The organism is Ornithinimicrobium sediminis (genome assembly GCF_021272345.1).
In the GTDB taxonomy this organism is placed as follows: domain Bacteria; phylum Actinomycetota; class Actinomycetes; order Actinomycetales; family Dermatophilaceae; genus Ornithinicoccus; species Ornithinicoccus sediminis_B.
Genome location: NZ_JAJSDQ010000005.1, coordinates 103658 through 127481, shown reverse-complemented (window position 1 = coordinate 127481; position 23824 = coordinate 103658). Strand labels below are relative to the sequence as shown.

General features: G+C 70.8%; 22 protein-coding genes, 1 tRNA gene and 1 pseudogene. 8 read left to right on the top strand and 16 right to left on the bottom strand.

Annotated features, from left to right (window positions below; translation table 11 throughout):
- Positions 1-11: 11 nt before the first annotated feature.
- Genes mshC through LVO85_RS12510 form a run of 6 tightly spaced genes read right to left on the bottom strand, consistent with a single transcriptional unit; the run spans position 12 to position 4746 of the window.
- Positions 12-1295 (bottom strand): cysteine--1-D-myo-inosityl 2-amino-2-deoxy-alpha-D-glucopyranoside ligase, encoded by a 1284-nt coding sequence (gene mshC / locus LVO85_RS12535; RefSeq protein WP_232747826.1) that lies wholly within the window; start codon positions 1293-1295, stop codon positions 12-14.
- A 34-nt stretch (positions 1296-1329) separates the two neighbouring features.
- Complete coding sequence (locus tag LVO85_RS12530) at positions 1330-2133, bottom strand: SCO1664 family protein (protein WP_232747825.1); 804 nt, start codon at positions 2131-2133, stop codon at positions 1330-1332.
- Positions 2130-2675 carry a DUF3090 family protein gene (locus tag LVO85_RS12525; protein ID WP_232747824.1) on the bottom strand — a complete coding sequence of 182 codons (546 nt, stop codon included), beginning with the start codon at positions 2673-2675 and terminating at the stop codon, positions 2130-2132. The genes LVO85_RS12530 and LVO85_RS12525 overlap by 4 nt, the downstream gene beginning before the upstream one ends.
- A 9-nt stretch (positions 2676-2684) precedes the next feature.
- Positions 2685-3398, bottom strand: a complete 714-nt coding sequence (locus LVO85_RS12520; protein ID WP_232747823.1) for an MSMEG_4193 family putative phosphomutase — start codon at positions 3396-3398, stop codon at positions 2685-2687.
- Entirely contained in the window at positions 3398-4435 is a 1038-nt protein-coding gene (locus LVO85_RS12515) for an LLM class F420-dependent oxidoreductase (RefSeq protein WP_232747822.1), read from the bottom strand. Before LVO85_RS12515 ends, LVO85_RS12520 begins: the two co-directional genes overlap by 1 nt.
- Positions 4432-4746 (bottom strand): primosomal protein, encoded by a 315-nt coding sequence (locus tag LVO85_RS12510; RefSeq protein ID WP_232747821.1) that lies wholly within the window; start codon positions 4744-4746, stop codon positions 4432-4434. Before LVO85_RS12510 ends, LVO85_RS12515 begins: the two co-directional genes overlap by 4 nt.
- Positions 4747-4847: 101 nt before the next feature.
- Here LVO85_RS12510 and LVO85_RS12505 point away from each other — a divergent pair, with 101 nt between their 5' ends.
- Positions 4848-5033 (top strand): DUF5703 family protein, encoded by a 186-nt coding sequence (locus LVO85_RS12505; protein ID WP_232747820.1) that lies wholly within the window; start codon positions 4848-4850, stop codon positions 5031-5033.
- A 12-nt stretch (positions 5034-5045) separates the two neighbouring features.
- On the opposite strand, the gene LVO85_RS12500 is transcribed toward LVO85_RS12505, so the two are convergent.
- On the bottom strand, positions 5046-6392 hold the full coding sequence (locus tag LVO85_RS12500) for a M20/M25/M40 family metallo-hydrolase (RefSeq protein ID WP_232747819.1): 1347 nt from the start codon (positions 6390-6392) through the stop codon (positions 5046-5048).
- A gap of 44 nt (positions 6393-6436) precedes the next feature.
- On the opposite strand from LVO85_RS12500, the gene LVO85_RS12495 reads away from it, so the two are divergent.
- Positions 6437-7174 carry a ZIP family metal transporter gene (locus tag LVO85_RS12495; RefSeq protein ID WP_232747818.1) on the top strand — a complete coding sequence of 246 codons (738 nt, stop codon included), beginning with the start codon at positions 6437-6439 and terminating at the stop codon, positions 7172-7174.
- An 81-nt stretch (positions 7175-7255) separates the two neighbouring features.
- Complete coding sequence (locus tag LVO85_RS12490; RefSeq protein ID WP_232747817.1) at positions 7256-7702, top strand: universal stress protein; 447 nt, start codon at positions 7256-7258, stop codon at positions 7700-7702.
- A 260-nt stretch (positions 7703-7962) separates the two neighbouring features.
- Here the strand turns inward: LVO85_RS12490 and LVO85_RS12485 are convergent, their stop codons facing one another.
- Positions 7963-8301 (bottom strand): hypothetical protein, encoded by a 339-nt coding sequence (locus tag LVO85_RS12485; protein ID WP_232747816.1) that lies wholly within the window; start codon positions 8299-8301, stop codon positions 7963-7965.
- A gap of 68 nt (positions 8302-8369) precedes the next feature.
- Between LVO85_RS12485 and LVO85_RS17215 the strand changes: the two are divergent.
- Positions 8370-8558, top strand: a pseudogene (locus LVO85_RS17215) (GAF domain-containing protein); the annotation flags it as partial.
- A 404-nt stretch (positions 8559-8962) separates the two neighbouring features.
- On the opposite strand, the gene LVO85_RS12480 reads toward LVO85_RS17215, so the two are convergent.
- The 8 genes from LVO85_RS12480 to LVO85_RS12445 form a co-directional block, all read right to left on the bottom strand.
- Positions 8963-9415 carry a hypothetical protein gene (locus tag LVO85_RS12480; protein ID WP_232747815.1) on the bottom strand — a complete coding sequence of 151 codons (453 nt, stop codon included), beginning with the start codon at positions 9413-9415 and terminating at the stop codon, positions 8963-8965.
- 16 nt (positions 9416-9431) lie between these two features.
- Entirely contained in the window at positions 9432-11213 is a 1782-nt protein-coding gene (locus LVO85_RS12475; RefSeq protein ID WP_269813424.1) for an alpha-amylase family glycosyl hydrolase, read from the bottom strand.
- A gap of 197 nt (positions 11214-11410) precedes the next feature.
- Complete coding sequence (locus LVO85_RS12470) at positions 11411-13093, bottom strand: ABC1 kinase family protein (RefSeq protein ID WP_232747813.1); 1683 nt, start codon at positions 13091-13093, stop codon at positions 11411-11413.
- A 43-nt stretch (positions 13094-13136) separates the two neighbouring features.
- The gene (locus tag LVO85_RS12465; protein WP_232747812.1) at positions 13137-13760 is read right to left on the bottom strand and encodes a PadR family transcriptional regulator; all 624 of its coding nucleotides are present in this window, start codon (positions 13758-13760) and stop codon (positions 13137-13139) included.
- Positions 13761-13853: 93 nt separating this feature from the next.
- Positions 13854-15641: a cell wall-binding repeat-containing protein gene (locus LVO85_RS12460; protein WP_232747811.1), complete on the bottom strand. Its 1788-nt coding sequence runs from the start codon at positions 15639-15641 to the stop codon at positions 13854-13856.
- A 269-nt stretch (positions 15642-15910) separates the two neighbouring features.
- Positions 15911-19363 (bottom strand): choice-of-anchor O protein, encoded by a 3453-nt coding sequence (locus tag LVO85_RS12455; protein WP_232747810.1) that lies wholly within the window; start codon positions 19361-19363, stop codon positions 15911-15913.
- A gap of 401 nt (positions 19364-19764) precedes the next feature.
- A tRNA-Leu gene (locus LVO85_RS12450) sits at positions 19765-19848 on the bottom strand.
- 48 nt (positions 19849-19896) lie between these two features.
- A complete protein-coding gene (locus LVO85_RS12445; protein WP_232747809.1) occupies positions 19897-21258 on the bottom strand; it encodes a DNA polymerase IV in 1362 nt (453 codons plus the stop codon).
- Between the two features lie 103 nt (positions 21259-21361).
- Between LVO85_RS12445 and LVO85_RS12440 the strand changes: the two genes are divergently transcribed.
- From LVO85_RS12440 to LVO85_RS12425, 4 genes are read left to right on the top strand one after another with little or no spacing between them, the layout of a single operon-like run.
- Entirely contained in the window at positions 21362-22081 is a 720-nt protein-coding gene (locus tag LVO85_RS12440; RefSeq protein WP_232747808.1) for a sigma-70 family RNA polymerase sigma factor, read from the top strand.
- Between the two features lie 20 nt (positions 22082-22101).
- Complete coding sequence (locus LVO85_RS12435) at positions 22102-22869, top strand: HipA family kinase (RefSeq protein WP_232747807.1); 768 nt, start codon at positions 22102-22104, stop codon at positions 22867-22869.
- Positions 22866-23252, top strand: coding sequence for a DUF3037 domain-containing protein (locus tag LVO85_RS12430; RefSeq protein ID WP_232747806.1), 387 nt, complete (start codon positions 22866-22868; stop codon positions 23250-23252). Before LVO85_RS12435 ends, LVO85_RS12430 begins: the two co-directional genes overlap by 4 nt.
- 32 nt (positions 23253-23284) lie before the next feature.
- Positions 23285-23824 (top strand): YbaK/EbsC family protein, encoded by a 540-nt coding sequence (locus LVO85_RS12425; RefSeq protein WP_232747805.1) that lies wholly within the window; start codon positions 23285-23287, stop codon positions 23822-23824.

Genomic DNA, 23824 nt, shown 5'->3' with positions numbered 1-23824 from the left:
TCGCGTCCTGCTCAGACCCCCCGCGGAGCCGGCAGCGGCACGCCCAGGAGGGCGTCCACCGCCAGCGGGACGAGGTCGGAGCAGGACACGTCACCCTCGGTGACGCTCCTCGCCCAGGCGTCCACGGCGCGCACCGCACCGGGCGCGTCCAGGTCGTCGGCCAGTCGCTGCCGCATCTGCTCCACCGTGGAGCGGTCCAGGTCGCTCACAGGGACGTCCGCGACCTGGTCCGCCGCCGCGCCCCAGGCAGCCAGGCGCCCACCGGCCTCGTCCAGCAGCTCCTGGGTCCAGTCCCACTCGGTGCGGTAGTGGTGCCTGAGCAGCACCAGGCGGACCGCCGCAGGGTCCACCCCGGCCCGGCGCAGCCCCGAGACGAGCACCAGGTTGCCCTGCGACTTGCTCATCTTCGACCCACCGAGGCCGACCATCGATTGGTGCACGTAGGCCTGCGCGAACGGCTGCCGGCCGGTCAGGGACGTGGCCTGCACCGCGCTCATCTCGTGGTGCGGGAAGATCAGGTCGGTGCCGCCGCCTTGGATCTGGAAACCCATGCCCAGGTAGCGCAGGGCGATGGTGGAGCACTCGATGTGCCAGCCAGGGCGCCCGTCGCCCAGGGCACCACCGGACCACCAGGGCTCGCCCTTGCGCGCAGCCCGCCACAGCAGCGGGTCGAGGACGTCACGCTTGCCCGGACGGTCAGGGTCACCCCCGCGCTCGGCAAAGACGGCCAGCATCTCGGGCCGGCTCCAGCCGGAGACGGCACCGAACGCCGGCTGGCGGCTGATGTCCAGGTAGACGTCGCCCGGCCCGTCCGGGTCGAGCGCCTCGGGAGCAGGGAGCCGGTAGGCGGCCCCCGTCCCGAGGAGCTGCTCCACGGCCGACACGTCGTCAGGGATGCCTTCTATAGCGCCGATGTAGTGCTGCGGCGGGATCACCCGCAGGGCCTCCATGTCGCTGCGGAACAGGTCGATCTCGCGGTGGGCCAGGTCCTGCCACGGTATGCCGTCGCGCTCCGCCCGCTCCAGCAGCGGCTCGTCGACATCGGTCACGTTCTGCACGTAGGTGACCGACAACCCGGCGTCCCGCCAGGTGCGCACGACGAGGTCGAAGGCCAGGTAGGTGGCCGCGTGGCCCATGTGGGTGGCGTCGTAGGGGGTGATGCCGCACACGTAGAGTCCGGCCCGTCCGTCCTCGGGGTGGACGACCACCGGTCGGCCGGTCGCCGTGTCGTGCACGCGGAGGGGACGCCCGCTGCCGGGCAGGCGGGGCACGGGAGGGGCGGACCAGGATTTCACGGGACCGAGCGTAACCGCCGCCGAAGCCCTGCCCTCACCACAAGGGCCACGGCAAGGGGTACCGCTCGTAGGGCGGGAGCGGGAAGACGCCGTCCTCCAGCAGTGCCTCGGCGCGGGCGAGGAGGGTGCTGACCTCGAGGTCGGAGAGCAGGTCAGACAGCCGTGCGACGTCCAGCCGCTCCAGCAGGAGGCGCAGACGGGCCGTCTCCCGCGCAGGCAGGGGCTCGCCGGCCCATCCCCACAGCACAGTGCGCAGCTTGGGCGTCTGGTGCCCGCACAGCCCGTGGTCGAAGCCCCAGACCGCACGGTTCTCGTCGCGGGCGATGTGAGCGGCCTTGCGGTCGGCGTTGTTGAGCACGACGTCCAGGACAGCCAGAGCCGCCAGGTCGGGGTCGTCGGCATGGGCCACCACCAGAGGCTCCCCCGCACGCCCCTCCGCCTGCACGACCGGCAGCCACCCGGAGTGGACGTCCTGGGGCTCCATGATGCGCACCAGGTCGCCGGTGTGCGGGTCGTCGTGCTCGCTCGCCTCGACCCATACCTGGACCGAACCCGGGCCCAGTGGTCCGTCGCGCAGGATCGTGGGGGGCACGTTGTCCCAGCCTCCCCACGCGCTGACCAGGTATGCGGTGACCTCCCGCTGGGCGAGGGTGCCGCTGGGGAAGTCACGCAGTGGCCGCTCTCCACGCACCGGCTTGTACACCCCGCGGTGTGCACCGAGGCTGCCGTCGGCTTCCTCGAACTGCACCCGGAGGGTGAGGTTGGACGCCTCGGTCAGCGCCCCCTCCACGTGCATCGGCGCTTGGGCCAGCCAGACCGGGACCGGCGGGTCCGTCACCGGCGGTAGCCGTTGGCGCGGGGACAGATGTGGCCCGAGGGGTCCAGCGGACCCCCACAGAAGGGGCAGTTGGGTCGGCCGCCGGCCACGGCCCGCGCACACCGGACCGAGAAGGCTCGTGCCTGGGCGGGGCTCAGCACCACCCGCAGACCGTGCAGGGCCGCCGTGCTCTCCGCGTCCGGGAGCGACTCGTCGTCCCCGTCCTCGTCCGGGTCGGTGTCGTGGGCCTCCACGACGACGACGTGTCGGCCGGCGTCCCAGGCCATGCTGAGCCGCCGCACCCGGAAGTCCTCCTCGATGGGGGTGTCCAGCGGGGCGTTGTCGGCCACGGCCTCCCCCGCCGCCTCCGAGCCTTCCTCGGGTGCGACCTGGTCGAGCATCTCCGCGATGCTCCGGCCCAGCAGCCGCACCTGGTCCTTCTCCAGGGACACCGTCATGACGCGCGACCCCTGGGTCGCCTGCAGGAAGAAGACACGCTGTCCCGGGGGCCCCACCGTGTCGGTGACGAACCGCTCCGGTGGGTCGAAGTCGATCACGGGCATGTGGTCAGCCTAGACGCTGCCGGCCCCACCCCCGACGGCGGCGTCGTCGTCGGGGGTGGCTGCCTTGCTGAGTGCGGTGAGGTCGACCGGGTCGCTCCCGGAGTCGTTGAGGCGCAGCACATAGGGCCGCTCACGGGTGTAGCGCACGATGCTGACCGACGCGGGGTCGACCACGATGCGCTGGAAGTCGTCGAGGGGGGTGGCCAGGGCATCGGCGAGCAGCGACTTGATGACATCCCCGTGGCTCACGGCGAGCCAGACCGCTCCGGGCCCGTGCTGTTGCTCGACCTCGGAGTCGATGCGTCGCGCTGCTGCCACGGCCCGGGCCTGCATCTGAGCCATCCCTTCGGAGGCGAACTCGTCATGCGGCGGGAAATGCACGGTGCTGGGGCTGCGCTGGACCTCCTTCCACAGCGGCTCGCGTGCCAGCTCCTTCAGCGGGCGACCGGTCCACGCGCCGTACCTGGCCTCACCCAGGTCCTCCTCGGTGCGCAGCTGCGGAGCCTGGTCGCGAGGCGCGAGCACGGCGCACGCCGTCTCCTGGCACCGCTGCAGAGGACTGGCGACGACCGCAACCAGCGGTGTCGGCATCAGCCGCCGGCCGACGGCGGCCGCCTGCTCCCTCCCGCGCTCGTCGAGACCGATGCCCGGTGTCCAGCCCGCGAGAGTCCCCTCGGCGTTGGCCCGGGTGCGGCCGTGGCGCAGCAGGACGAGGATCGCCATCAGCGGAGGTGGGTGAGCGCGTCGGCCGCAGCCTCCAGCGAGTGCACGCGCGCGGCGAGGTCCTCACCCCACGGGGCGACGGTCAGGGTGGTCACCCCTGCGTCGGCGTACCGCTGCATCCTCTCGACCAGGCGCCCGGGGGGTCCGAGCAGGCTGGTGTCGTCGACGAACTGCACCGGCACCGCGGCCGCGGCGTCCCGCCACTGCCGCGCCAGGTAGAGGTCCTGGACGCGTCGGGCCTGCTCCGCATACCCCATACGGACGGCGAGGGCGTTGTAGAAGTTCTGCGTGCGCGAGCCCATGCCGCCGACATAGAGCGCGGCGTACGGCGCGACCAGGGCCGCGCACCGCTCGATGTCGTCACCGACCGCGAGCGGGACGGTGGCATCGACCTCGAACGCACCCTGGCGGCCCCCGGTCTGCCGGCCGCGCTCGATCGCCTCGAGCTGTTCCCCGAGGTAGTCGGGCGAGACGAAGACCCCGAGCCATCCGTCACCGATCTCCCCGGCGAGCTCGAGGTTCCTGGGACCGACCGCTGCCAGGTAGACGGGCACCTCGTGCCCGGTCGGCAGCACGTTGAGCCGCAGTGCCTTGCCCTGTCCACCGGGCAGGGGCAGGGTGAAGTGCTCCCCGGCGTGCTCGACGGGCTTGCGGGCCAGCGCGGTCCGCACGATGGCGGTGTACTCACGGGTGCGACCGAGCGGCTTGCCGAAGGGCACGCCGTGCCAGCCCTCGGACACCTGCGGTCCGCTCACCCCCAGGCCCAGGCGGAACCGACCCCCGGAGAGGTTGTCCAGGCTGGCGGCGGTCATCGCCGTCATCGCCGGGGTGCGGCCAGGGATCTGCAGCACCCCGGCACCGAGGTGGATGCGCTCGGTGCGCGCACCGACCCAGGCCAGCACGGTCGCCGCGTCGGGCCCGTAGGCCTCCGAGGCCCAGACGACGGAGACCCCCAGCTGCTCGGCCCGGTCCACCAGCGCCAGGTTGTCCTCGTCGCGGCCCATCCCCCAGAAGCCGCAGCTCAGCCCGAGCCTCACCGGCGCTCGTCCTGGTCGTCGTCGTCCTGGTCGTCGTCGTCCTCGTCGTCGAGGTCCACGAGGTCGTCCTCGTCGTCGTCCTCGTCGTCGTCCTCGTCGTCGTAGTCGTCCTCGCTGTAGATGTCCAGCGGGGTGACCTCGCCGTACGTCTCCAGCAGGGCGTCGTCGTAGGCGACGAACGCGTCGGCGATGCGCTGGTAGGCGGCGACGACATGGGGGTCGTCGTCCCCCCTGCGGTCCGCCGCCATCTCCAGGTGGGTCTCGAGGGCAGCGACGAAGGCAGCCAGGGCGGCGCGCGGGTCCAAGCTCATACGGTGACGGTATCTCGGATGTGCCGCGAGTGGCAGGGGCGTCGGTCACCACCGTGCGTCCGCTGGACATCAGCGGGCTCGCGGGCGCACGATGCGTCTCGATGATCGAGTACGAGTACCAGACCCTGACGTTCGGGCGCGACGACACGCGTGCCGACGTGCGGCGTGCCCTGGCGGAGCAGGCGGAGTACGGCGACTGGGAGCTGCACCGGGTGCGCCTCTACTGGGGCGGGGTGCGCAAGGCCTGGCTGCGGCGCAAGATCATCCGCGTCCGCCGCACGGCCTGAGAGCAGGGACCCTCAACAGTCCTCGATGAGCCCCTTCAGGACTCGCGTGCCGAACTCGAGGGCGTCCAGCGGGACCCGCTCGTCGATTCCGTGGAACATGCCGACGAAGTCGAGGTCGTCGGGCAGGCGCAGCGGGGCGAAGCCGTAGCCGGTGACCCCCAGGCGCGAGAGGTGCTTGTTGTCGGTGCCACCGGACAGGCAGTAGGGCAGGACGCGAGCGCCCGGGTCCTCCTTGAGCAGCGCTCGCCTCATCGACTCCACGAGCTCTCCGGAGAAGGGTGCCTCGAGGGCCACGTCCTTGTGCACGACCTCGACCTCCACGTGCTCCCCCGCGAGCTCGGCGATGGTCTCGAGCAGCTCCTGCTCGTGACCGGGCAGGAAGCGGCAGTCCAGTGACGCGCTGGCTGTCTGCGGGATGACGTTGTGCTTGTAGCCACTGGTCAGCATCGTGAAGTTGGCTGTGTCGCGCAGGGTGCCCTCGACGAAGGCCCGGGCACCGCCCAGGCGTGCCAGGAAGGCCTCGGGCTGCTCGGGGTCGAAGGTCGCGCCCGTGATGGTGCCGACGCTGTCGAGGAGCTCACGCACCGACGCGATGTAGGTCCTGGGCCAGTGGTGTGCGTTGATCCGGGCGATGGCCTCCGCCAGCCGCACGACGGCGTTCTGGTCGTTGGGCACCGACCCGTGGCCCGCCCTGCCGTGGGCGTGCAGGCGCAGCCAGGCGATGCCCTTCTCGGCCGTCTGCAGCAGGTAGGCGCGGGTGGAGCCAACCGTCGCCGCGTCCGGCAGGGTGACGGAGAACCCCCCGACCTCGCTGACCGCCTCGGTGCAGCCCTCGAACCACTCGGGGTGCTGGGCCACGACGTGCCCGGCACCCTTCACGCCGCCGGCCTCCTCGTCGGCGAAGAACGCCCACACGATGTCCCGGGGCGGCTTCTCGCCGGTCCGCGCCAGGTGGCGCAGGTTGGCCAGCAGCATCGCGTCCATGTCCTTCATGTCCACCGCGCCGCGACCCCAGATGCACCCGTCGCGTTCCTCCGCGGCGAACGGGTCCACCTGCCAGTCGGCAGCCTGGGCGGGCACCACGTCCAGATGACCGTGCAGCACAAGGCCGGGGCGGCTCGGGTCACGGCCCTCGGTGCGCACGACGACACTGGCACGGCCGGGGTCGGACTCCGTCAGGTGTGGGTCGAGGCCGACCTCGGTCAGCAGGCCCATGACGTACTCCGCCGCAGCACGCTCCCCCGGCCCGGTGCCATCGCCGTAGTTGCTCGTGTCGATCCGGATGAGGTCACGGCAGATCTGCGCCACCTCGTCCTCGGGGCGGGGCGTGGCGGAGGGGGACGTATGCGGGCTCGTCATGCGCTCGAGGCTACCCAACCGCCTCCTTGGGTAACGTCGGTGCCGTGTCGACGCTGGCGTGGGTGGTCCTGGCCGGAGTGCTCATGAGCGCCGTCGCGCTCGTGGGAAGCGTGACGCTGCTGCTGCCCCGGGCAGTCTTCGTGCGGCTGGTGCTGCCGCTGGTCGCCCTCGCGGCAGGGTCGCTCCTGGGCGGAGCCCTCTTCCACATGCTGCCTCAGGCCGTCGAGACGCTCGACAACGACCTGTCCGTCTACGTGTGGCTCGCCCTCGGCATCGTCTCCTTCCTCGTCCTGGAGCAGGGTCTCCACTGGCACCACTGCCACCGACCCATGGGCGCCCACCGCCCGGTCGGCTACCTCGTGCTCGCGGCCGACGGGCTGCACAACCTCCTGGGTGGCCTGGCGGTCGGCAGCGCCTTCGTGCTGGACGTGCGCCTCGGGGTCGTGACCTGGCTCGTTGCTGCGGCCCATGAGGTGCCCCAGGAGCTGGGAGACTTCGGGCTGCTCGTGCACAGTGGCTGGAGCCCGCGCAGGGCGCTCGCCTACAACGTCGCCTCGGCGAGCACCTTCCTGCTCGGGTGCCTCGTGGCCTACGTCGTCTCGGGGGCGGTCGACGTCACCCTGCTCATCCCCTTCGCCGCGGGAAACTTCGTCTATATCGCCACGGCCGACCTGATCCCCCAGTTCACGACGGAGCCCAGCCCGCGCGCCAAGGTGCTGCACACCCTCAGCTTCACGGTGGGGCTGGGCTCGCTCCTGGCCCTGGCTGTCGTCGTCGGCTGAGGACCGACCCGGCCGGGACCAAAGCCTCTGGCGGTCGGTCCCCGTCCCGCGCTACGAAGGAGGGAAAGAGAGGAGTCACAGATGAACGAGGTTGCACCACGTCCCTTCATCGTCGTGGGCGTCGACGGGTCAGAGCTCAGCGAGGCCGCCCTGCGCTGGGCGGTGGGTCAGGCGCGCCTGACCGGGGCGGAGGTCCACGCGGTCATGGCGTGGAACGTGCCCGTGTCGATCTACCTGTCGCCGGTCGCCGGGGAGGAGCGGTACGAGCGGGAGGCCGAGGAGGTGATGGACACGGTCCTTCGGACTGTCGCCGACGAGGCCCAGAACGTCCCCGTCACGAAGAGGATGGTGGGCAAGCACCCGTCGCAGGCCCTGGTGAGGGCTGCCGACGGTGCAGAGCTGCTCGTGGTGGGCAGCCACGGTCACGGTGGGTTCCCTGGCATGCACCTGGGGTCGGTCGCGACATACTGCGTCCATCACGCACCCTGCCCCGTGCTGGTCTACCGAGGCGAGCACACCGGTCGCTGACGCAACATGCCCGTCTCCGTCCCGAGGAGAGCCCGTGCGCATGCGGTGCTGGGTCTCGAGCGCGCTGAGGCGCGCCTACCAGGTCGGCGAGATCGGCGCGGACCTGGCTACGACGGGGCACTCCGACCTGCCCGTCGACCTGTTCTCCCTGGAGCGCCCAGCTTCTCCCTGGAGCGCCCAGCCTTGTCCGCCTGAGACGGGCATCCCCTGCGTGATGGTCCCCCCGCGACGTCGTTGCCCCGGCGATGCGGCGAGGGGCATCATGGAAGCGAGAGGCGGTGGCGGTGGCCGAGGAGACGGAGACCAGCCCGCCGTGCGTGGAAGCGGCGGGGCTCCCGCGTGCCACCCCCGTGCCGGACGTCCCTGAGCGGGCTCTGCGCGACGCTCGCGAGCAGTCCCTGGCCAGCCGCGAGATCCTGCTCGCGCTGGGGCGCGAACGGGGCGCTTCCGGAGAGATCCTCGACACCATCGTCGACCGCGCCGCGCGCCTGTGCCGTGCCGACGCGGCCCAGCTCTACCTCCTCGAGGACGACGTGTTCCGGCTGTCGCGCCTGTCCGGCAAGGTCCCCGATGAGTTCCGCCGCTACCTGCTCGGTCATCCCGTCCAGCGCAGCCGTGCCACGTTGTTCGGGAGGGTGGCGCTGGACCGGCGCACGCAGCGGATGGACGACGTCCTCCCGACCCGGACTACGGCCGTCGGGACCTCCAGCGCCCGGCAGGCTTCCGGAGCCTGCTCAGCGCACCGATGCTGCTGGGTGACGGCGTGGTGGGCGTCCTGTCGATGTGGCGGACCGAGGTGGACCCGTTCAGCGAGCGCGAGATGGGGCTGCTGGAGGAGCTCGCGGCGCAGACGGCCATCGCGCTGCAGCAGGTCGACCTGACGCAGTCGCTCGAGGCCCGCAGCACCGAGCCGGCGAGCAAGGTCGACCAGCTCGAGGCACTGCGCGAGGTGGGCGAGGCGGTGAGCTCGAGCTCGACCCTGACGCAGTGCTGGCCAGCATCGTCAGCAACGCGGTGCGGCTCACCGATGCCGACGGCGGCTCGATCCTGGAGTACGAGGAGCGCACGGACTCCTTCCTCGTCCGTGCGGCATACGGCAGCGGGCCGATGCTCCTGGACCGGTTGCGGACGGCCACCATCCGGCGGGACGCCACCCTCGTCGGCCGCGCGGCAACCGAGCAGCGTCTACGAGTCACTGGTCCGTCTGGGCGACCTCGACGACCATCCGATGTTCTGCCTGTCCGGACCCGGCTCCCGGGGTCACTCCTCCCCAGGTGGCTCGGAGAGCACCCTGCGCACCGTGGCCCGCGAGAGCAGCAGGGCAAGGACCAACAGCGTGACCGGGATGAAGCCGCCCAGGCTGACAGCGTCACCGAAGACGAGGTCGACCAGGGCCAGCACGAGGACCTTGCTCCCGGCCGCAACGACCCACAGCAGGACACCTGCCGCTGCCTTCGCCCGCCGTGTCGTGGCCGCACGGAGCCTGGCGAGGACCACCCCCTTGAGCAGGACGACCAGCTCGAGAGCGACCTTCAGCAGCACGGCGGTGAGCAGCGACAGCGTGAAGGTCTCGCTGATGACGGCCGGGAGGTACTCGATGGCGAGGTTGAGGACGACGACGTAGACGAAGACGTCGATGAGGTCGAGGGGTCGCCGCCGCAGCCATCGCAGGGGCCCCCTGACCGGTCCGCTGCGCGCGGTCGTGCTTGTCACAGCAACCATCATGCCTTCACGCGTCCTGGGAGTAGACCAGGGCGGCGTACGGGCCGATGGTGACCCGGGCGTGCTGCGCGTAGCCGTCGTGCCCGTGCGGCTCGGTGTCGAGGTCGGTGACGTGCACCGAGCCCAGGCCGGGCCCGAACAGCGGCGCGTCGGTGTTGCAGCGCACGCGCCAGCGCCCGGGGCGGGGCAGCCCGAGCGGGTAGTCCCGCACCGGAGTGGTGCGCAGGTTGAGCACCACCACCGTGTCGTCGTGCGGGCCGCCGCCGGACCAGCGGTGGTAGGCCAGGACCTTGCGGTCGTTGTCGACCCGGATCACGCGGGTATGCCGTCCGGTGAGCCCGCGAGTGGCCCCGGAGAGGTTGCGGCGCAGCGCGACCAGTTGCCGCGTCAGGTGCAGGAACCCGGCGTGCCGGTGCGCCTTGCCCCAGTCGACGGGGGTCTGGTCGTCGAACCAACGGTCCTCCAGGACATCCTGACCCTGGAAGAGCATGGGGATGCCGGACGAGGTCAGGGTGAGCACCAGCCCCAGCGCAGCGCGGGTGCGCGCGTGCCAGGAGTCGGCCGCCCCGGGGAAGACCGACTCGGGCACCCGGCTCCTGCCGTTGGCTACCTCGTCGTGGGACTCGGTGTAGATGACTCGCTCATGCGGTGCGCCCACGCCATGCCCCGTGACCGCGTGCGCCACGGCATACATGTCGCGGTCCTCGTCACGCGGGGTCTCCAGGGCGGCGCGGACGGGGTGCACGAAGCCGGCGTCCCACTGGGAGTGGAAGCCGAGCCCGCCTTCGTCACTGGGGCGCGTGACCGTGGGGTCGCGCTGCATGTCCTCGGCGACCAGGATCTTCCACGGCTGGCGCGAGCGGATGTCAGCGGTCGTGGCCGCGAGGAACCGGTGCCCGGCGGCGATCCGCCCGCCGGGATCGTGGACGTCACCCCACCGGGAGCGGATGTACTGGGTCGCGTCGAAGCGCAGGCCGTCGACGCGGAAGTCCTCGAGCCACATCACCGCCGAGTCGCGCAGGTAGTTGCGCACGTGTCGGCGGTCGTAGTTGGGCCGGGTCGCACCCCACGGGGTCAGCGCCCGACGGTCGTTGTAGAAGTAGCTGCCGCCGTAGTGCCGCCTGCGACCTCCGTCGAGGCGCCACAGGTGCAGGTCGCCCGGACCCAGGTGGTTGTAGACCACGTCCAGGATCACCGCGATCCCCCGGGCGTGAGCCGCCCGGACGAAGCGGCCGAAGGCGTGCGGGCCACCGTAGGAGGGCTCGATCGCGAAGAGGTGGGAGGGGTTGTAGCCCCAGCTGACATGGCCTCCGAAGGCGAAGGGCGGCATCACCTCGACGGCGTTGACCCCGAGCCAGGCCAGGTGGTCGAGCCGGTCGACCGCCCGGTCGAAGGTGCCGGCCCCGCCGCCGTCGGCCGCGAACGTGGGGATGTGCACCTCGTACAGCACCAGGTCGTCCCACCCCGGCATCCCGAAGTGGTCCCCGCCCCAGTCCAGCGTCCGGGGGTCGAAGACCACGGCATCGCCGGCGGAGTGGGTGACCTGCCGCGCCACCGGGTCGATGCGCGAGCGGTAGGGTCCGCCGCTCCGGATCAGGAACCGGTAGCGGCTGCCCGGCCCCGGGCCGGGAACGAAGGTCGACCAGGTGCCCGAACGGACGTTGTCACGCGCCAGCCGCACCTTGTGTGCCGGGTCCCACCCGGAGAAGTCGCCGGTGACCGCGACCTGCCGCGCGTTCGGCGCCCACAGCCGAAAGGTCACCCCTCCGTCGTGTGGGACGGCCCCCATGCCGTGATGAGGTGAGGGAGAGCCAGGCACGGCTGACGATCCTAGGTGGGCCGGCGCCCGGGGACGTCCACCATCGGGACGTGTGTCGGCAAGGTCACACCGAGGGCCGGCTACCCGGAAGGAGGACGCGCCTCCGCGAGCGTGTCGGGGTCACGCACGGCGTGCCTGTGGCCCTCCCACTCCTACGGCTTCCACCCTCACGGACCGCGGCGCAGGCCGCTCACCAGCACCAGCGCCAGCGGCAGCACCGACAGGCTCATCAGGAGGCGGCCCAGCCCGGTGTCGGACGCAGTGAGCACGGCGCCGGCCACGAGCAGGGCGGCGAAGATGAGCACCGCGTTCATGCGGGAGACGGACCGCTCCAGCCGCCGCACCTGCCCGGACAAGGCAGGGGTCGCGACCCTGAGCTCCCCCCGCTCCGCGAGTGTCAGGACACGGTCGGCACGGCGAGGCAGGACGAGCGCGAGGCGTCCCAGTGCGAGGGCCTCCGTCACGACAGTCCGCGGCAGGCTCTGCTGCTCGTCCTCGAGGAGCTGGGTCGCGTAGGGGGTGATGGTGGTCCAGATGTCGAACTCCGGGTCCAACCCCGTGCAGATGCCCGACAGGATGCCCATCGACCTCCCGAGCAGCAACAGGTCCTCCGGCACCTGGAACGGCAGCTCCAGCAGGAGCTCGCGGAACTGCAGGCCGAAGCGGACGACCTCCTCGGGTGGGATCTGCTGCAGCTCGTCCATGCGTAGGCCGGCGAAGCGGTCGAAGACCTGCTCGGTCGCGGCCTCGATCCGCGCAAGGTCGGCGCTGGGCAGGAGCAGGTCCAGCCTCTTGAGCCCGGCCACCAAGCGAGCACTGTCGCGCAGGCCGGCCGCGATGAGCAGGTCGCGCAGGCCGGCGCGAAGGTCTTCCGGCACGTGGCCGACCATCCCGAAGTCGATGAACATCAGGGTCCAGGCGGGTTCGCCGGGGGAAGCCTGCGGTCGAGGAGTGACGAAGATGTTGCCCGGGTGCGGGTCCGCGTGGAAGAAGCCGTCCGTGAAGATCTGCTGGAGGAAGGTGTCGGCCAGCACCTGGGCCACCTCCGCGCGGTCGATGCCTGCAGCCGTCACCGCGTCGCCGTCCCCGAGCTTGATGGCCGAGACATCCTGCAAGGTGAGCACCCGGCGGCCGCTCAGCTCCCACACGACCGAGGGCACGCCTACACGCGGGTCGTCGGCGAAGTTGGCCGCGAACGTCTCGGCACTGGCGGCCTCAGCGAGGTAGTCGACCTCCTGGAGCGTGGTGGTCGCGAACTCCTCGATCAGGGCCCGCACGTCTGCCCGCTCGCGGATGGGGCGGTAGCGCTCCATCCACCCGCCGACCTTGCGCAGCGCCGCAAGGTCGACCTCGATGACCTGCTGGATGTGCGGACGCTGCACCTTGACGACGATCTCGGCGAAACCCTGCTCGGCGGCGTCCACGGGACGCAGCCGAGCACGGTGCACCTGCCCCAGCGACGCCGCAGCCAGCGGTGTCTCGTCGAACCAGGCGAAGTGCTCGTCCAGTGGCAGGGCCAGCTCGGACGCCGCAACGGCCCGCACGGCGGTGAAGTCCTCCGGAGGGACCTCGTCCTGCAGCCCGGAGAGCTCAGCCGTGATCTCCTGGGGCAGCACGTCCAGCCGGGCGGACAGGAACTGGCCCACCTTGATCATCAGCCCGCCCATCGACACCGCGAGCCTGCGGAACCGGACAGCTGTGCGTCGTCCGCGCTCCGCGCGCGTGCGCGCCGCGAGCCAGCCGAGACCGAGGCGCCGCAGCACGATCTCCCACCAGATGAACGCCGCCGTCACCCGCGCGAAGAAGAACACGATGCGCCAGTAGCGGGCGCGCAGGTCTGAGGCTCTCATTCGTCCTCCGGACGCTGTGGGTGACGGCAGTGGGCGCGGGCCGTCAGTCCTCAGCGAGGAGGCCGTACAGGCGCTTGCGGGTGTCGTTCAGGATGTCCACCGCTGCGGACATCTGCCCCACCGAGCCCGTACTGCCCACCTGGAACACCGCCTGGAACAGGCGACCCGCAGCCTGGTGGTAGCCGGTGCCGCCCACCGGGGTGTCCGCCGCTTCGTCCCAGGGTGCACGGCGTCCGGCGAAGTGGTCCGCCGCGGCGACACCGGCCTCCGTGAGCCGGTAGACCTTCTTGCCGCCGACGGGCTCGGCGGTCACGAGGCCCTCGTCGGCCAGTAGCTGCAGGGTCGGGTACACCGATCCAGCGGAGGGGCTCCAGGTGCCTGCGCTGCGCTCGGCGAGCTCGCCGATGATCTGGTAGCCGTGCATCGGCTCCTCCGCGAGCAGCCTCAGGATGGCCTCTCGGACGTCGCCGCGTCGGGCGCGCTGACCGGACTGACCCATCAGCCCCTGGAACTGCTGGGCCATGCCAAGGAAGGGCTTGAAGCCGTGCCGACCCCAGCCCGTCTCGTCGTGCGTGCTCTGGTGCGCGTGCATCAGGTTGTCCTTCCACAGGCTGAGCGACATATCGCTATCTATCGTAAAGAGTGACCGCCGCGGCTTGAGGGCCACCCTCATGCAGGGCACCACCGCAGACTCCGCCAGCAGGACGGCCTTCATCGGTGCGACCGCGCCGGGACGGACGGGGAGCCTGCCGGCCCCTGCTCACGGTGCCGTGCCGAGGATCTCCTCCCGGGTCAGCGAAGGGGCGACGCCGGGCACGCCGGTCTCGTCGTAGAGCGGGGGCATCACCCTGCCGTCCTCCAGCTCGACCGGGTCGAGCATCGAGACGCTGGTGGACGCGTCGCGGACTGTGTCGCGGTTGTAGACCAGGTCACCAGCCTGCAGGTCGGTGACGAGCTCGGACACCGTGACGACCGTGTACCCCATCGCGTGCAGGTCGTCGACGATGCCGGGCACGGCCGCGACCGAGGCGGCGACGGTGTCGTGCTGGATGACGATCGACCCAGGGCGGACGTTGTCCCGAACGAAGGTCCGGATCTGCTCGGTCGAGGGCCCGTTCCAGTCCTTGGGGTTGGTATCGGTCATGATGACCGCCTTGCCCAGGCGGCGGGTGTTGTCGTTGAAGGCGAGGAACGGCGGGCGCATCGTGCGGGTGACCGGGATGCCGAGGCCGCGCAGGGCGGCGTCCGTGCGGTCGATCTGGTCCTGCTGACCCGCCAGCGTCAGATCCGGAAGACGCGGGTGGTCGTAGGTGTGGTTGCCGATCTCGTGACCCTCCACCCAGGTCCGCCGCGTGACGTGGCCGTCGACGGCCATCTTGCGACCGACGACGAAGAAGGTGGCCGGCACCCCCTTCTGCGCGAAGGTCCCCAGCAGCGTCGGCGTGGGCGCGCCCGGTCCGTCGTCGAAGGTCAGCGCCACGCAGGCGGTGGCCGAGCAGTCGACCGGCCCTCGGGCAGCCATCGACGCGCCCACCAACGTCGAGTCGCACAACGCCACCGGCCCGCCGAGTGCCACCACCCGCTCCGGGGTCCGCTCACCCAGCTCGGCCGCCGTCGCCACCCGCACCCGGTCGCACGGACCCGAGGTCAGCAACACCGGACCGTCCGCCAGCATCCCCGCCGACAGCGCATCGACCACATTCTCCCCGTCGCCGCGGGCCACATACACCCGCGGCGTGCGCTCCGGGAACGCCCGGTCCGCCACGAGCCGAGCCGTCTCATACCGGTCAGCCCCACCAACCCGCGACGCCGCCCGACCTTGCGCCGCCGCGGCCAGCGCGGCGTCCGAGACCACGACGGTCCCCCCCAGGGCGACCACCCGGTCCGGATCCAGCGCCTCGACCGCGGCCGCCGATGCCGACGGCACGCTCGCCCCGTCCCGCGACACCAGCAGCACGGGCCCGTCCTGCAAGCTCCCTGCCACCACCGAGTCGGGGGTGATCGAACCGTTGGCCAGATACACCGTCGCCGGACCTGCCGGGAAGGCATGGGCCGCGATCGCCGCCGCCGTCTCGAACCGGTCCGCCCCGCCCAGCCTGTCCGTCGCCCGCCCCCCGGCCGCCTGGACCAGCTGCTCGGTGCACACCGCCTCCTCCCCGCCCAGGGCCACCACGCGGTCCGGCTCCACCCGCGCGATCTCCGACATCACCACCGACGGCACCGAGGCGCAGCCACCTCGCACCAGCAGCACCGGACCGTCGCGCAACGACCCCGCCGTCAAGGCGTCGGCAAACACGTCGCCCCGCGCCAGGTAGACCGATCGCACCTCAGCCGAATCTTCGAACCGGTACTGAGAGATTGCCACCGACGACCCGTAACGATCCGAACCGGCAAGCCGCGAAGTCGCTGAGCCGACCGTCGCCGCGGTCCCGTCGACCGCCGTCTGTCCGACCATCGTGCCGACTGCCGTCACCGGGAGCACCCCGGCAAGCATGAGCCCCATCACGAGCAGCGCTGCCAACAGTGCGCCCGGCCTCGGGGCTCTCATGGGCGGAGCCTACTCTTACCGGACCTGGACCTGCGAGGGGCACCGCTGAGGAAACTCTCACCGTCTCCATACCTTGCCTTGACCCGCCGGCTGCGCGAACACGTCCGGTAGACCCCGAGGGTGTCTACCGGCAGGGCACACGGGGCGGTTGTCGAGCCCCTCGATGAGCGACCCACCTCGTTACCACCTACGGCCAGCCAACGGCCCGCCCGGCTGGACGCCGGACGGACCGCTGGCTCGACGGTCAGCGAGCCATGAGGCCAGGTGGCCTACTCGTCGACCTCGCTGGCACCTCCCTCGCCCGGGCCCTGACCGAACAGCCAGGCGTCGACCGGGAAGAAGTCGTCCACCCACCAGACCCTGCGCGCCATGGCATCGGACTCGGTGACCTCACCCTCGACGAGCTGCGCCTGGGTCCACGTCCCGTAGAGGAACTGGCCGCCGGGGTTCGCCGTGAGGCTAGCCTCGCTGGCCTCCAGGCCCGGGGTCCCGGACTCCATCTTGTCGAACTCGTTGCAGAAGCCCGAGCCCTCCGGGACCGTGCCCACGATGTCGTCGTCCTCGTGCGCGTTGCTCGGGTAGCACTCGCTCACGTCACGGTCACCGTCACGGGTGGACTCGGCCAGCTCGTCCCAGACCACGTAGTCGTCGCCGAAGTTCACGGCACGGCTGTAGAACAGGTCGAGAGGTTCGGGTTCGCCGTAGATGGTGGTGGTGTTGTCACCGGTCTCGTAGACGACGAAGAACCGCGAGGGGTCCCTCACGTCCTCGATGTCCCCGAACGCCGTCTCCGCACCGAGCAGCCCGTGGCCGAACAGGTCGGAGGTGACACTGACTCCCTGCGGCGCACCGGTGGTGGCATACCGCGGGTCGAGAGTGGTGATCCGCATCGACTTGTGCTGCGTCACGTTGCGGGCCTGTTCGCCCGCCCCGCCCTTCGTCGCGTCGTAGGAGTAGCACACCTGCGGCTCCACGAGGTCTCCGCCGGCCTGCGTCTCGTCGCTGCGATACGTCTCGCAGACCACGTTGCCTTGCCCGGGGTACTTCGTGCCGTCCCAGTGGGTGTAGTCGCTGGGCATGTTCGTCCACGACGCGCCTCCGTCGAAGGAGCGGCGGATGTACAGCTCGTAGCGGTCGCTGCCCTGGACGTTGAGCCGCCAGTTGGGCGACCACGCATAGAGCATCATCACGAAGTCACCGTCGAGGAAGCCGCGGTGCCCCTTGGCCACTTCGAGGGGGTTGTACCACGACTGGTCACGCAGGGTCGAGGCATCGGTCCGGAGATCGGTGTCACACGTCACCGCCTCCGTGCCGTCGGTCTGGGCCGCGACCGTGTAGCTGGCAGGACACTGATGCCAGGTGAGCACCTTCGTGGTGTTCGAGTCCTTCGTGGTCTCGTCGCCGTCGTCCAGCTCCTTGCCCTGCAGGATCGGGTTGGTGTCCCCGACCCCGAACGTGGTGCCTTGGGCGAGGTCGACCGCGGGACATGCGATCGCCTCTCCGGTCTCAGAGTCGTAGCAGGTGTCCGGGATGGACCCCGACAGGTTGACCGCCGGCTCGAGGCAGACACCCTCGGGGTACTGCGGGTTGGAGCCGTCCTCGAACGCCCACGTCTCGCACGCCATGTTGCGGAACGCGTACGGGTTGCCTCCGTTGGGGCCTCCGGACCTGACGGTCCAGCCCTTCGGGATGATGATCTGGCGTGACATGACGTCCGCCGGACCACCCTGGTTCATCGTCCCCTGTTTCCAGGTGGGCAGCGCCAGCAGACCGTTCTTGGCCTTCGACGTCGTGACGTGGACCTTGTCGATGTCCTGACCGAGCAGGCTGCCCCGGCGGGCGATCTCGGTGTTGTAGATCTCGTAGTTGTCCAGCCCTGTCGCGGCGCCCTCGTAGTCCGTCGTGAAGTCCCACATGTACACCGTGTCGGCGGCGCCGTAGAACTCGCCGGTCTGCCAGTTGACCTCGGGCTGGTTGAGCATGTTGCCGTGGCTGGTGAGGTTGTCGAGGAGCCCGTCGCGCGGGCGCGTGGCCATGTCATCGGTGAGCGACATGCTGAAGGAGTGGTACCAGATGTTCTTGCCCTCGTCGAAAGGCACGCACCCCTCGATCGCGGGATCGGCCTCGGGGTCGCACGGCATCGTGTAGTCAACGGTGCCGTCTGCGGTCTCCATGAAACCCCATTTGCCCAGGCCCTTGCCCTCCTCGAGGATGAGGGTGACGAAGGCGTTGTCGATGACGGCGCCCTTCACCTTCCCCGTCGAGTCGTAGCCGAAGGTGTTCAGCCGAGGACGGGTTGCGGCCGTGTTGCCGAGGTTCGGAAGCCCGTCCGCCGAGATGCAGATGTCCGATGTGCCACCATGCCTGCCGACCTCGACCGTGATGACGGACTCGCACCTGTCCTTGAGGCCGTAGTCCAGCGCGTTCAGCGGAATACCGTCCGTGGTGGCCGGCACCGCCACGCCGGATGCCGCGAGGGCCGAGCCGTAGCAGTACGGCTTGGGCTTCTCGACGTTGCACTTCTCGTTGTCCGTGACGCGCATCGGCATCGCGAACGGAACGAACGGCTTGGGCTTCTGGGTGACGTCAGCAGCGGCCGCGAGGGCCTCGTAGCTGCCGTCGACGGCGGTGAAGTCCGCGCCGGTCAGTGGAAGGTATGCGGTGCCGTCTGCCACAGCTGGGTCCTGGACGAAGCTGAAGTCCTCCCAGTCGATGTAGGAGTACCAGACGTCCGTCCCGCTGTTGGCGATGGCACCGCTCCAGCCCTCACCGGGGCCCTCGCCCTGGCCTGGGCGAAGACCGTCCGGGTCCTCCTGCCAGCTGATCGCGAACCCTGCTCCTTGGACGCCCATGACCTCGATACGGTTGACGTCGCGAGTGCCCGACGTGAGCCGCTCGGTGTTGTACCAGCGCATGAACGAGGCCTCGACGGTCTCGGTGCGTGGGTCGTCGCCGTTGACCATCTCGCCCCGCACGGTCCACAGGCAGGCGAAAGGCACCTCGCCGACGGGCTGGTTCTCTGCCCACCTGTCCTCGGCGTAGTCCACCGACCCCTGGGTGCCGGCCACGCCATACATGTCGAGGAGGTAGATGTCCTCCGGTGACGGGTCGGTGAGGTCGATCCCGAGGTACTCGGCAACGGCCGTGCGCCGCGCGACACCGGTCGCGCTGGAGTCCAGGGAGTAGCTGGGCTGCCCCTGCCCGCAGTATCGACTGGGCCACGCGACGACGACCTTGTTGCCGGCGATGGCGTGGAACATGTTGACGACGTCACCGGGATAGGTCTCGAGAGCATCAGCCTGGAAGAGGGGGACGTCCTCCCGTGCCACCGTGCTCGAGGACAGGTCGGCCGACTCGGACAGGTTCGTCTGCTTCCACGTCACGCCGTCGTCGAGGCTCACCGCGGCGTAGGCGTCGCGGAGACCGTGACCGACGAAACCGGTGCCGTCGATGCCCTCAACGGGTCCGTCCATGAAGACGTTGACCAGGGGCTTGGCAAGCGGACGGAACTCGTCGGCCACCTCGTCGCCGTCGTCGTAGAGGTAGGGCAGGCCGACCGGGTCGGTGTCGGTGTAGGCCGTCCCGTTGGCGCCCTGCGCCGGGACGTAGAACTTCATCATGCCGGTGAAGGCGTGCTCCGCCTCGTCGACGTGCCCCTCGACGACCGCGGTCCTGTCGGAGATGGTCTTCATGACCTTGAAGCCGTCGTCTGCCACAGCCATCGTGGCCATTGATGCAGTCAGCGCAGCGACCCCCAGGGCTGCGACTGCTCGGTGCTGTTTCACGGCAGTTCCTCTCAAGCAGCCTCACACCGAGAGTTAAGGAGGGGCGCTCCTCGCTGGAGAGCCGGACCGCTCTCGTGACGGTCGGCGTTGACCGCACGGAGGACGATACTTCGGAGACTACGCACTGTAGTAGTACTGAGAGAAGACTCTGTCTACTTCCTCACAGTACTGTCGGTGCAGATGCGCGACCGGCTGAGCTAGTGCATACTTCGCACCCACAGTCGCAGCTGCGACGTGTGTGGCCGAGCGTCGGCACCAGGACCTGCCAACCCCTGAACCCACAAAAAACCCCCGAGCGGGGGCTCGGGGGTGTCCTATGTCCTGAGACAGGACAAGCGTGTCCGGAGGGGGACTTGAACCCCCACGCCCGTTAAGGGCACTAGCACCTCAAGCTAGCGCGTCTGCCATTCCGCCACCCGGACGAGGGTGTGTGCCGCACTCGCGAGGAGCCGCGGCAACGACTGGGAAGACTACCACGCGTGGGTGGTGGCCCCACGCCAGTCCGGCGGCTCCGCCGGGTGGAGGTCCGCGTCGTCCACGGTGAAGGTCCGGACCGGCCCGGGAGGGGTCAGGGGGCCCTCGAAGCGAACGGTCACCACCCGGCGGCCGCTGCCCCAGACCCACCCCGCTCCGTGCCGGTCGTGCCGCACGTCCTGACCGGTGCTCCATGGCTGGCGGACGGCCGGCGTGCGCGTCGGCAGGTGGTGGGCTCCCTCCTCCACGGACATGCCCTCGGCGCATGCGGTCTCCGCTCCCAGGTCGAGCTCCTCCTGGGCGTGGGTGGTGAGGCCGCTGACCCCCACACCGAGCAGTCGCAGCCCCGCCGCGGTGTCGATCGTCTCCAGCAGCCGACGGGCCTCCCGGGCGATGACCGCCGGCTCGCCGGTGGCGTAGGGCAGCGACCCCGAGCGGGTCACGGTGGTGAAGTCGTGCCACCTGGCCTTGAGAGTGATGGTCCGCGCGAAGGTCGCCGAGGTGCCCAGGCGCGCCGACACCTTGCGCGTGAGGGCGTCGACCTCGGCGGTCAGCACCGCAGGGTCGGTGAGGTCGGTCTCGAAGGTCTCCTCCGCCGAGATGCTCTTGGCCGCCCGCTCGGTCACGACGGGGCGGGAGTCGTCCGCACGTGCCAGGGCGTGCAGCGCCTGTCCGTGGGCGGTGCCGAAGATCGAGACGAGGTCCGGCAGCGAGATCCGCGCCAGGTCGGCCACGGTCTCCACGCCGAACCCGCGCAGCCGGCCCGCGGTGGCCGGCCCCACGCCGGCGACGGCGCGCACCGGCATCGGGTGCAGCACGTCGAGCTCCTCGCCCGGAGCGATCACGGTCAGCCCTGCCGGCTTGCGCATCTCGCTGCCGATCTTGGCCATCATCTTGCTCGTGGAGACGCCCACGGATGCCGTCAGCCCCCCGGTGGCGAGGCGGATGGCCTGCATGACCTCCTCCCCCAGGCGTCGTAACCCGCCCGGTGTCAGGTCCGCTCCCCCGGCCGCCAGGTCGACGTAGGCCTCGTCCACGGAGACCTGCTCGACCACCGGCGACACCTCCGTGAGCAGCTGCATGACCACCTGTGAGGTGGCCCGGTAGGCCTCGTAGCGCCCGCCGAGGAAGGCCGTGCCCGGCGGGCAGCGGCGCCGCGCCTCCGCGGTCGGCATCGCCGACCGGGCGCCGTACTGCCGCGCCTCGTAGGACGCCGTGGAGACCACTCCCCTGCCGCCCAGACCGCCGACCACGACGGGCCTGCCCCGCAGCGAGGGCTTGTCGCGCTGCTCGACTGCGGCGAAGAACGCATCCAGATCGAGGTGCAGGATGCTGGCTTCCTGCCCCCAAGTGCGCATATAGTCACAATGACATAGGGGGGTCGCTCGGATGGCCAGCGACCTGCACGTGGTCCAGCAGTGCGCCACTTCACGGGACTCTCATGCCCAGGAGGTGACCGGTGTGACCGCAACTCACACCCACGGACCGACGATGGTCCAGCACGCGGTGATGACCGAGGCGTGCGCGGAGTTCATCGCGCAGCACCTCTCCCTGGCGGACAGCCTCGCCGGCCGCTTCCGGGACCGTGGCGAGTCGATGGACGACCTGCGACAGGTGGCCCGTGTCGGCCTGGTGCTGGCCGCCCAGCGCTACGACCCCACGTCGCCGGTGCCCTTCGTCGGCTTCGCGGTGCCGACGGTGCTCGGTGAGCTGCGCCGGCACTTCCGCGACCACGTGTGGGTGGTCCGCCCACCCCGACGTCTGCAGGAGCTGCGGCCCCGGGTCGTCGAGGCGCAGGACGTGCTGGCGCAGCGGCTGGGTCGTCTCCCCACGGCCGCCGAGGTGGCCGAGGAGGTCGGCGAGCCCCTCGCAGACGTGCGCGAGGCTCTGTCGCTGGCCACGGCCTACAGCCCTCAGCGGCTCGACGACAGCCGCACCGGGCTGGCCGAGACGCTCGTCGCCCACGACGTCCGCGTCGAGGAGGTCGACAACCGGCTGTCGCTGCGTCCGGCCATCGCCACGCTGCCCCCGCGCAGCAAGGCCGTGCTGCGGCTGCACTACTTCGAGGGCCACACCCAGCAGCAGATCGCGGACCGCATCGGCGTCTCCCAGATGCAGGTCAGCCGCATCCTGCGCCAGTCACTGGCCCAGATGCGTCCTTCTGTCGCTGCACGCAACTGACCCCGGGGTAGGGTGCGGGCGTGCTCGAGCACGTGACAGCCACCCGCTACGTCGTCCCTCTCCGCGAGGGCGGTTCGCTGCCCGGGGTCGTGGAGGCCGACGACCTGGGGACGTATGTCGTGAAGTTCAGCGGCGCGGGCCAGGGCCTGAAGGTGCTGGTCGCCGAGGTCGTCGTCGGCGAGCTCGCCCGGGCGCTCGGCCTGGCCGTGCCGCGCCTGGTCACCATCGAGCTGCCCGCAGCGATCGCCCGCTACGAGGCGGACGAGGAGGTCCAGGACCTGCTCAACGCCTCCCCCGGCACCAACCTCGGCGTCGACCTGCTCCCTGGCGCCCTGGGCTACGACGGCTCCCGGTCGCCGACGACCGAGGAGGCCTCTCGCATCCTGTGGCTGGACGCCTTCACGGCCAACGTCGACCGCACCTGGTCCAACCCCAACCTGCTCCTGTGGCACCGGCAGGTCTGGGCGATCGACCACGGGGCGGCGCTCTACTTCCACCATGGATGGCCCTCCCGCAGCCCGGATGCCGACCGCTTCGCCCGGCAGCCGTTCCGGGCCGACCAGCACGTGCTCCTGGAGGTGGCGGGCGACCTGCGGGCGACGCACGACGAGCTCGCCGCCCATGTCGACACGGCCCTGCTCGACAGCGTGCTGGCGGCCGTGCCCGATGCCTGGCTGGAGCCCACCCACCAGCTGCCCTCACCCGCTGCGGCCCGCACCGCATACCGCGAGCACCTGCTGCGGCGCCTGGAGGGTGTCGGACACTGGCTCCCAGGAGGCGCGGCATGACCCCGGTCCCCTACCAGTACGTCGTGCTGCGTCTGGTCCCCCGCGTGGACCGGGAGGAGTTCGTCAACGTCGGTGTCGTGCTCTACAGCCAGCAGGCCGACTTCCTCGACGGCTCGTTCCACCTCGACCACGACCGCATCTCGGCCCTCGCGCCTGGCCTTGACCTCGAGGACGTGGAGGCAGCCCTGTCGACCGTATGCCGGCTGGCCCGCGGCGAGGGACCGCACGGCACAGCACGGATGGACCGGCTGGGGCCACGCTTCGGGTGGATCAGCGCCCCCCGCAGCACCATCCTTCAGCCCAGCGGCGTGCACGGCGGCCAGACCGAGGACCCTGCCCGCACCCTGGAGCACCTTCTCGAGCGTCTGGTCATGCCGGTCTGAGCGCCCGGCGCGCTGCCCCGTAGGCTCGAGCCATGCAGCGCCTCGACTGGGTCCCGGCTACCAGCGCCCCGCACCTCCTGGCCCCACCGGTGGCCCAGGCCCTGGCCGTCCACGCGAGCCTGGCCGCCCAGGTCATGGTCGCCCCGATCGACCCCGGCCTGGCGGACACCCAGGCCTTCGTCGACGCCTACGACGTGAGCCTGGAGGAGTCCGCCAACTGCCTCGTCGTCCTGGGCCGTCGTGGCGAACGCGAGACCGTCGCAGCCACGGTCGTGCTCGCGACCACCCGTGCCGACGTCAACACGACCGTGCGCAAGCGGCTCGAGGCCCGACGGGCCAGCTTCATGCCGATGGACCGGGTGGTGGACGAGACCGGCATGGAGCACGGCGGCATCACCCCCGTCGGGCTCCCGGAGCCGTGGCTGCTGCTCGTCGACCGCCGGGTCGTGGACCAGCCCTCGGTGGTCGTCGGTGCCGGCGTGCGGGGGGCCAAGCTGCAGCTGCCCGGAGCCCTGCTGTGCGAGCTGCCCGGTGTCGAGGTCGTGGACGGCCTGGCCGTCCCGCTCGCCTGA

What these genes read in the sequence shown, in the direction of transcription:
- LVO85_RS12525 (WP_232747824.1), bottom strand. Translation starts at nt 2,675, where the DNA reads ATGCCCGTGATCGACTTCGACCCACCGGAGCGGTTCGTCACCGACACG.
- LVO85_RS12520 (WP_232747823.1), bottom strand. Translation starts at nt 3,398, where the DNA reads ATGGCGATCCTCGTCCTGCTGCGCCACGGCCGCACCCGGGCCAACGCC.
- LVO85_RS12510 (WP_232747821.1), bottom strand. Translation starts at nt 4,746, where the DNA reads ATGAGCTTGGACCCGCGCGCCGCCCTGGCTGCCTTCGTCGCTGCCCTC.
- LVO85_RS12505 (WP_232747820.1), top strand. Translation starts at nt 4,848, where the DNA reads ATGATCGAGTACGAGTACCAGACCCTGACGTTCGGGCGCGACGACACG.
- LVO85_RS12500 (WP_232747819.1), bottom strand. Translation starts at nt 6,392, where the DNA reads ATGACGAGCCCGCATACGTCCCCCTCCGCCACGCCCCGCCCCGAGGAC.
- LVO85_RS12490 (WP_232747817.1), top strand. Translation starts at nt 7,256, where the DNA reads ATGAACGAGGTTGCACCACGTCCCTTCATCGTCGTGGGCGTCGACGGG.
- LVO85_RS12485 (WP_232747816.1), bottom strand. Translation starts at nt 8,301, where the DNA reads ATGACCGAGCAGGTAGCGGCGGAACTCATCGGGGACCTTGCCGGACAG.
- LVO85_RS12475 (WP_269813424.1), bottom strand. Translation starts at nt 11,213, where the DNA reads ATGGGGGCCGTCCCACACGACGGAGGGGTGACCTTTCGGCTGTGGGCG.
- LVO85_RS12470 (WP_232747813.1), bottom strand. Translation starts at nt 13,093, where the DNA reads ATGAGAGCCTCAGACCTGCGCGCCCGCTACTGGCGCATCGTGTTCTTC.
- LVO85_RS12460 (WP_232747811.1), bottom strand. Translation starts at nt 15,641, where the DNA reads ATGAGAGCCCCGAGGCCGGGCGCACTGTTGGCAGCGCTGCTCGTGATG.
- LVO85_RS12455 (WP_232747810.1), bottom strand. Translation starts at nt 19,363, where the DNA reads ATGGCTGTGGCAGACGACGGCTTCAAGGTCATGAAGACCATCTCCGAC.
- LVO85_RS12445 (WP_232747809.1), bottom strand. Translation starts at nt 21,258, where the DNA reads ATGCGCACTTGGGGGCAGGAAGCCAGCATCCTGCACCTCGATCTGGAT.
- LVO85_RS12430 (WP_232747806.1), top strand. Translation starts at nt 22,866, where the DNA reads ATGACCCCGGTCCCCTACCAGTACGTCGTGCTGCGTCTGGTCCCCCGC.
- LVO85_RS12425 (WP_232747805.1), top strand. Translation starts at nt 23,285, where the DNA reads ATGCAGCGCCTCGACTGGGTCCCGGCTACCAGCGCCCCGCACCTCCTG.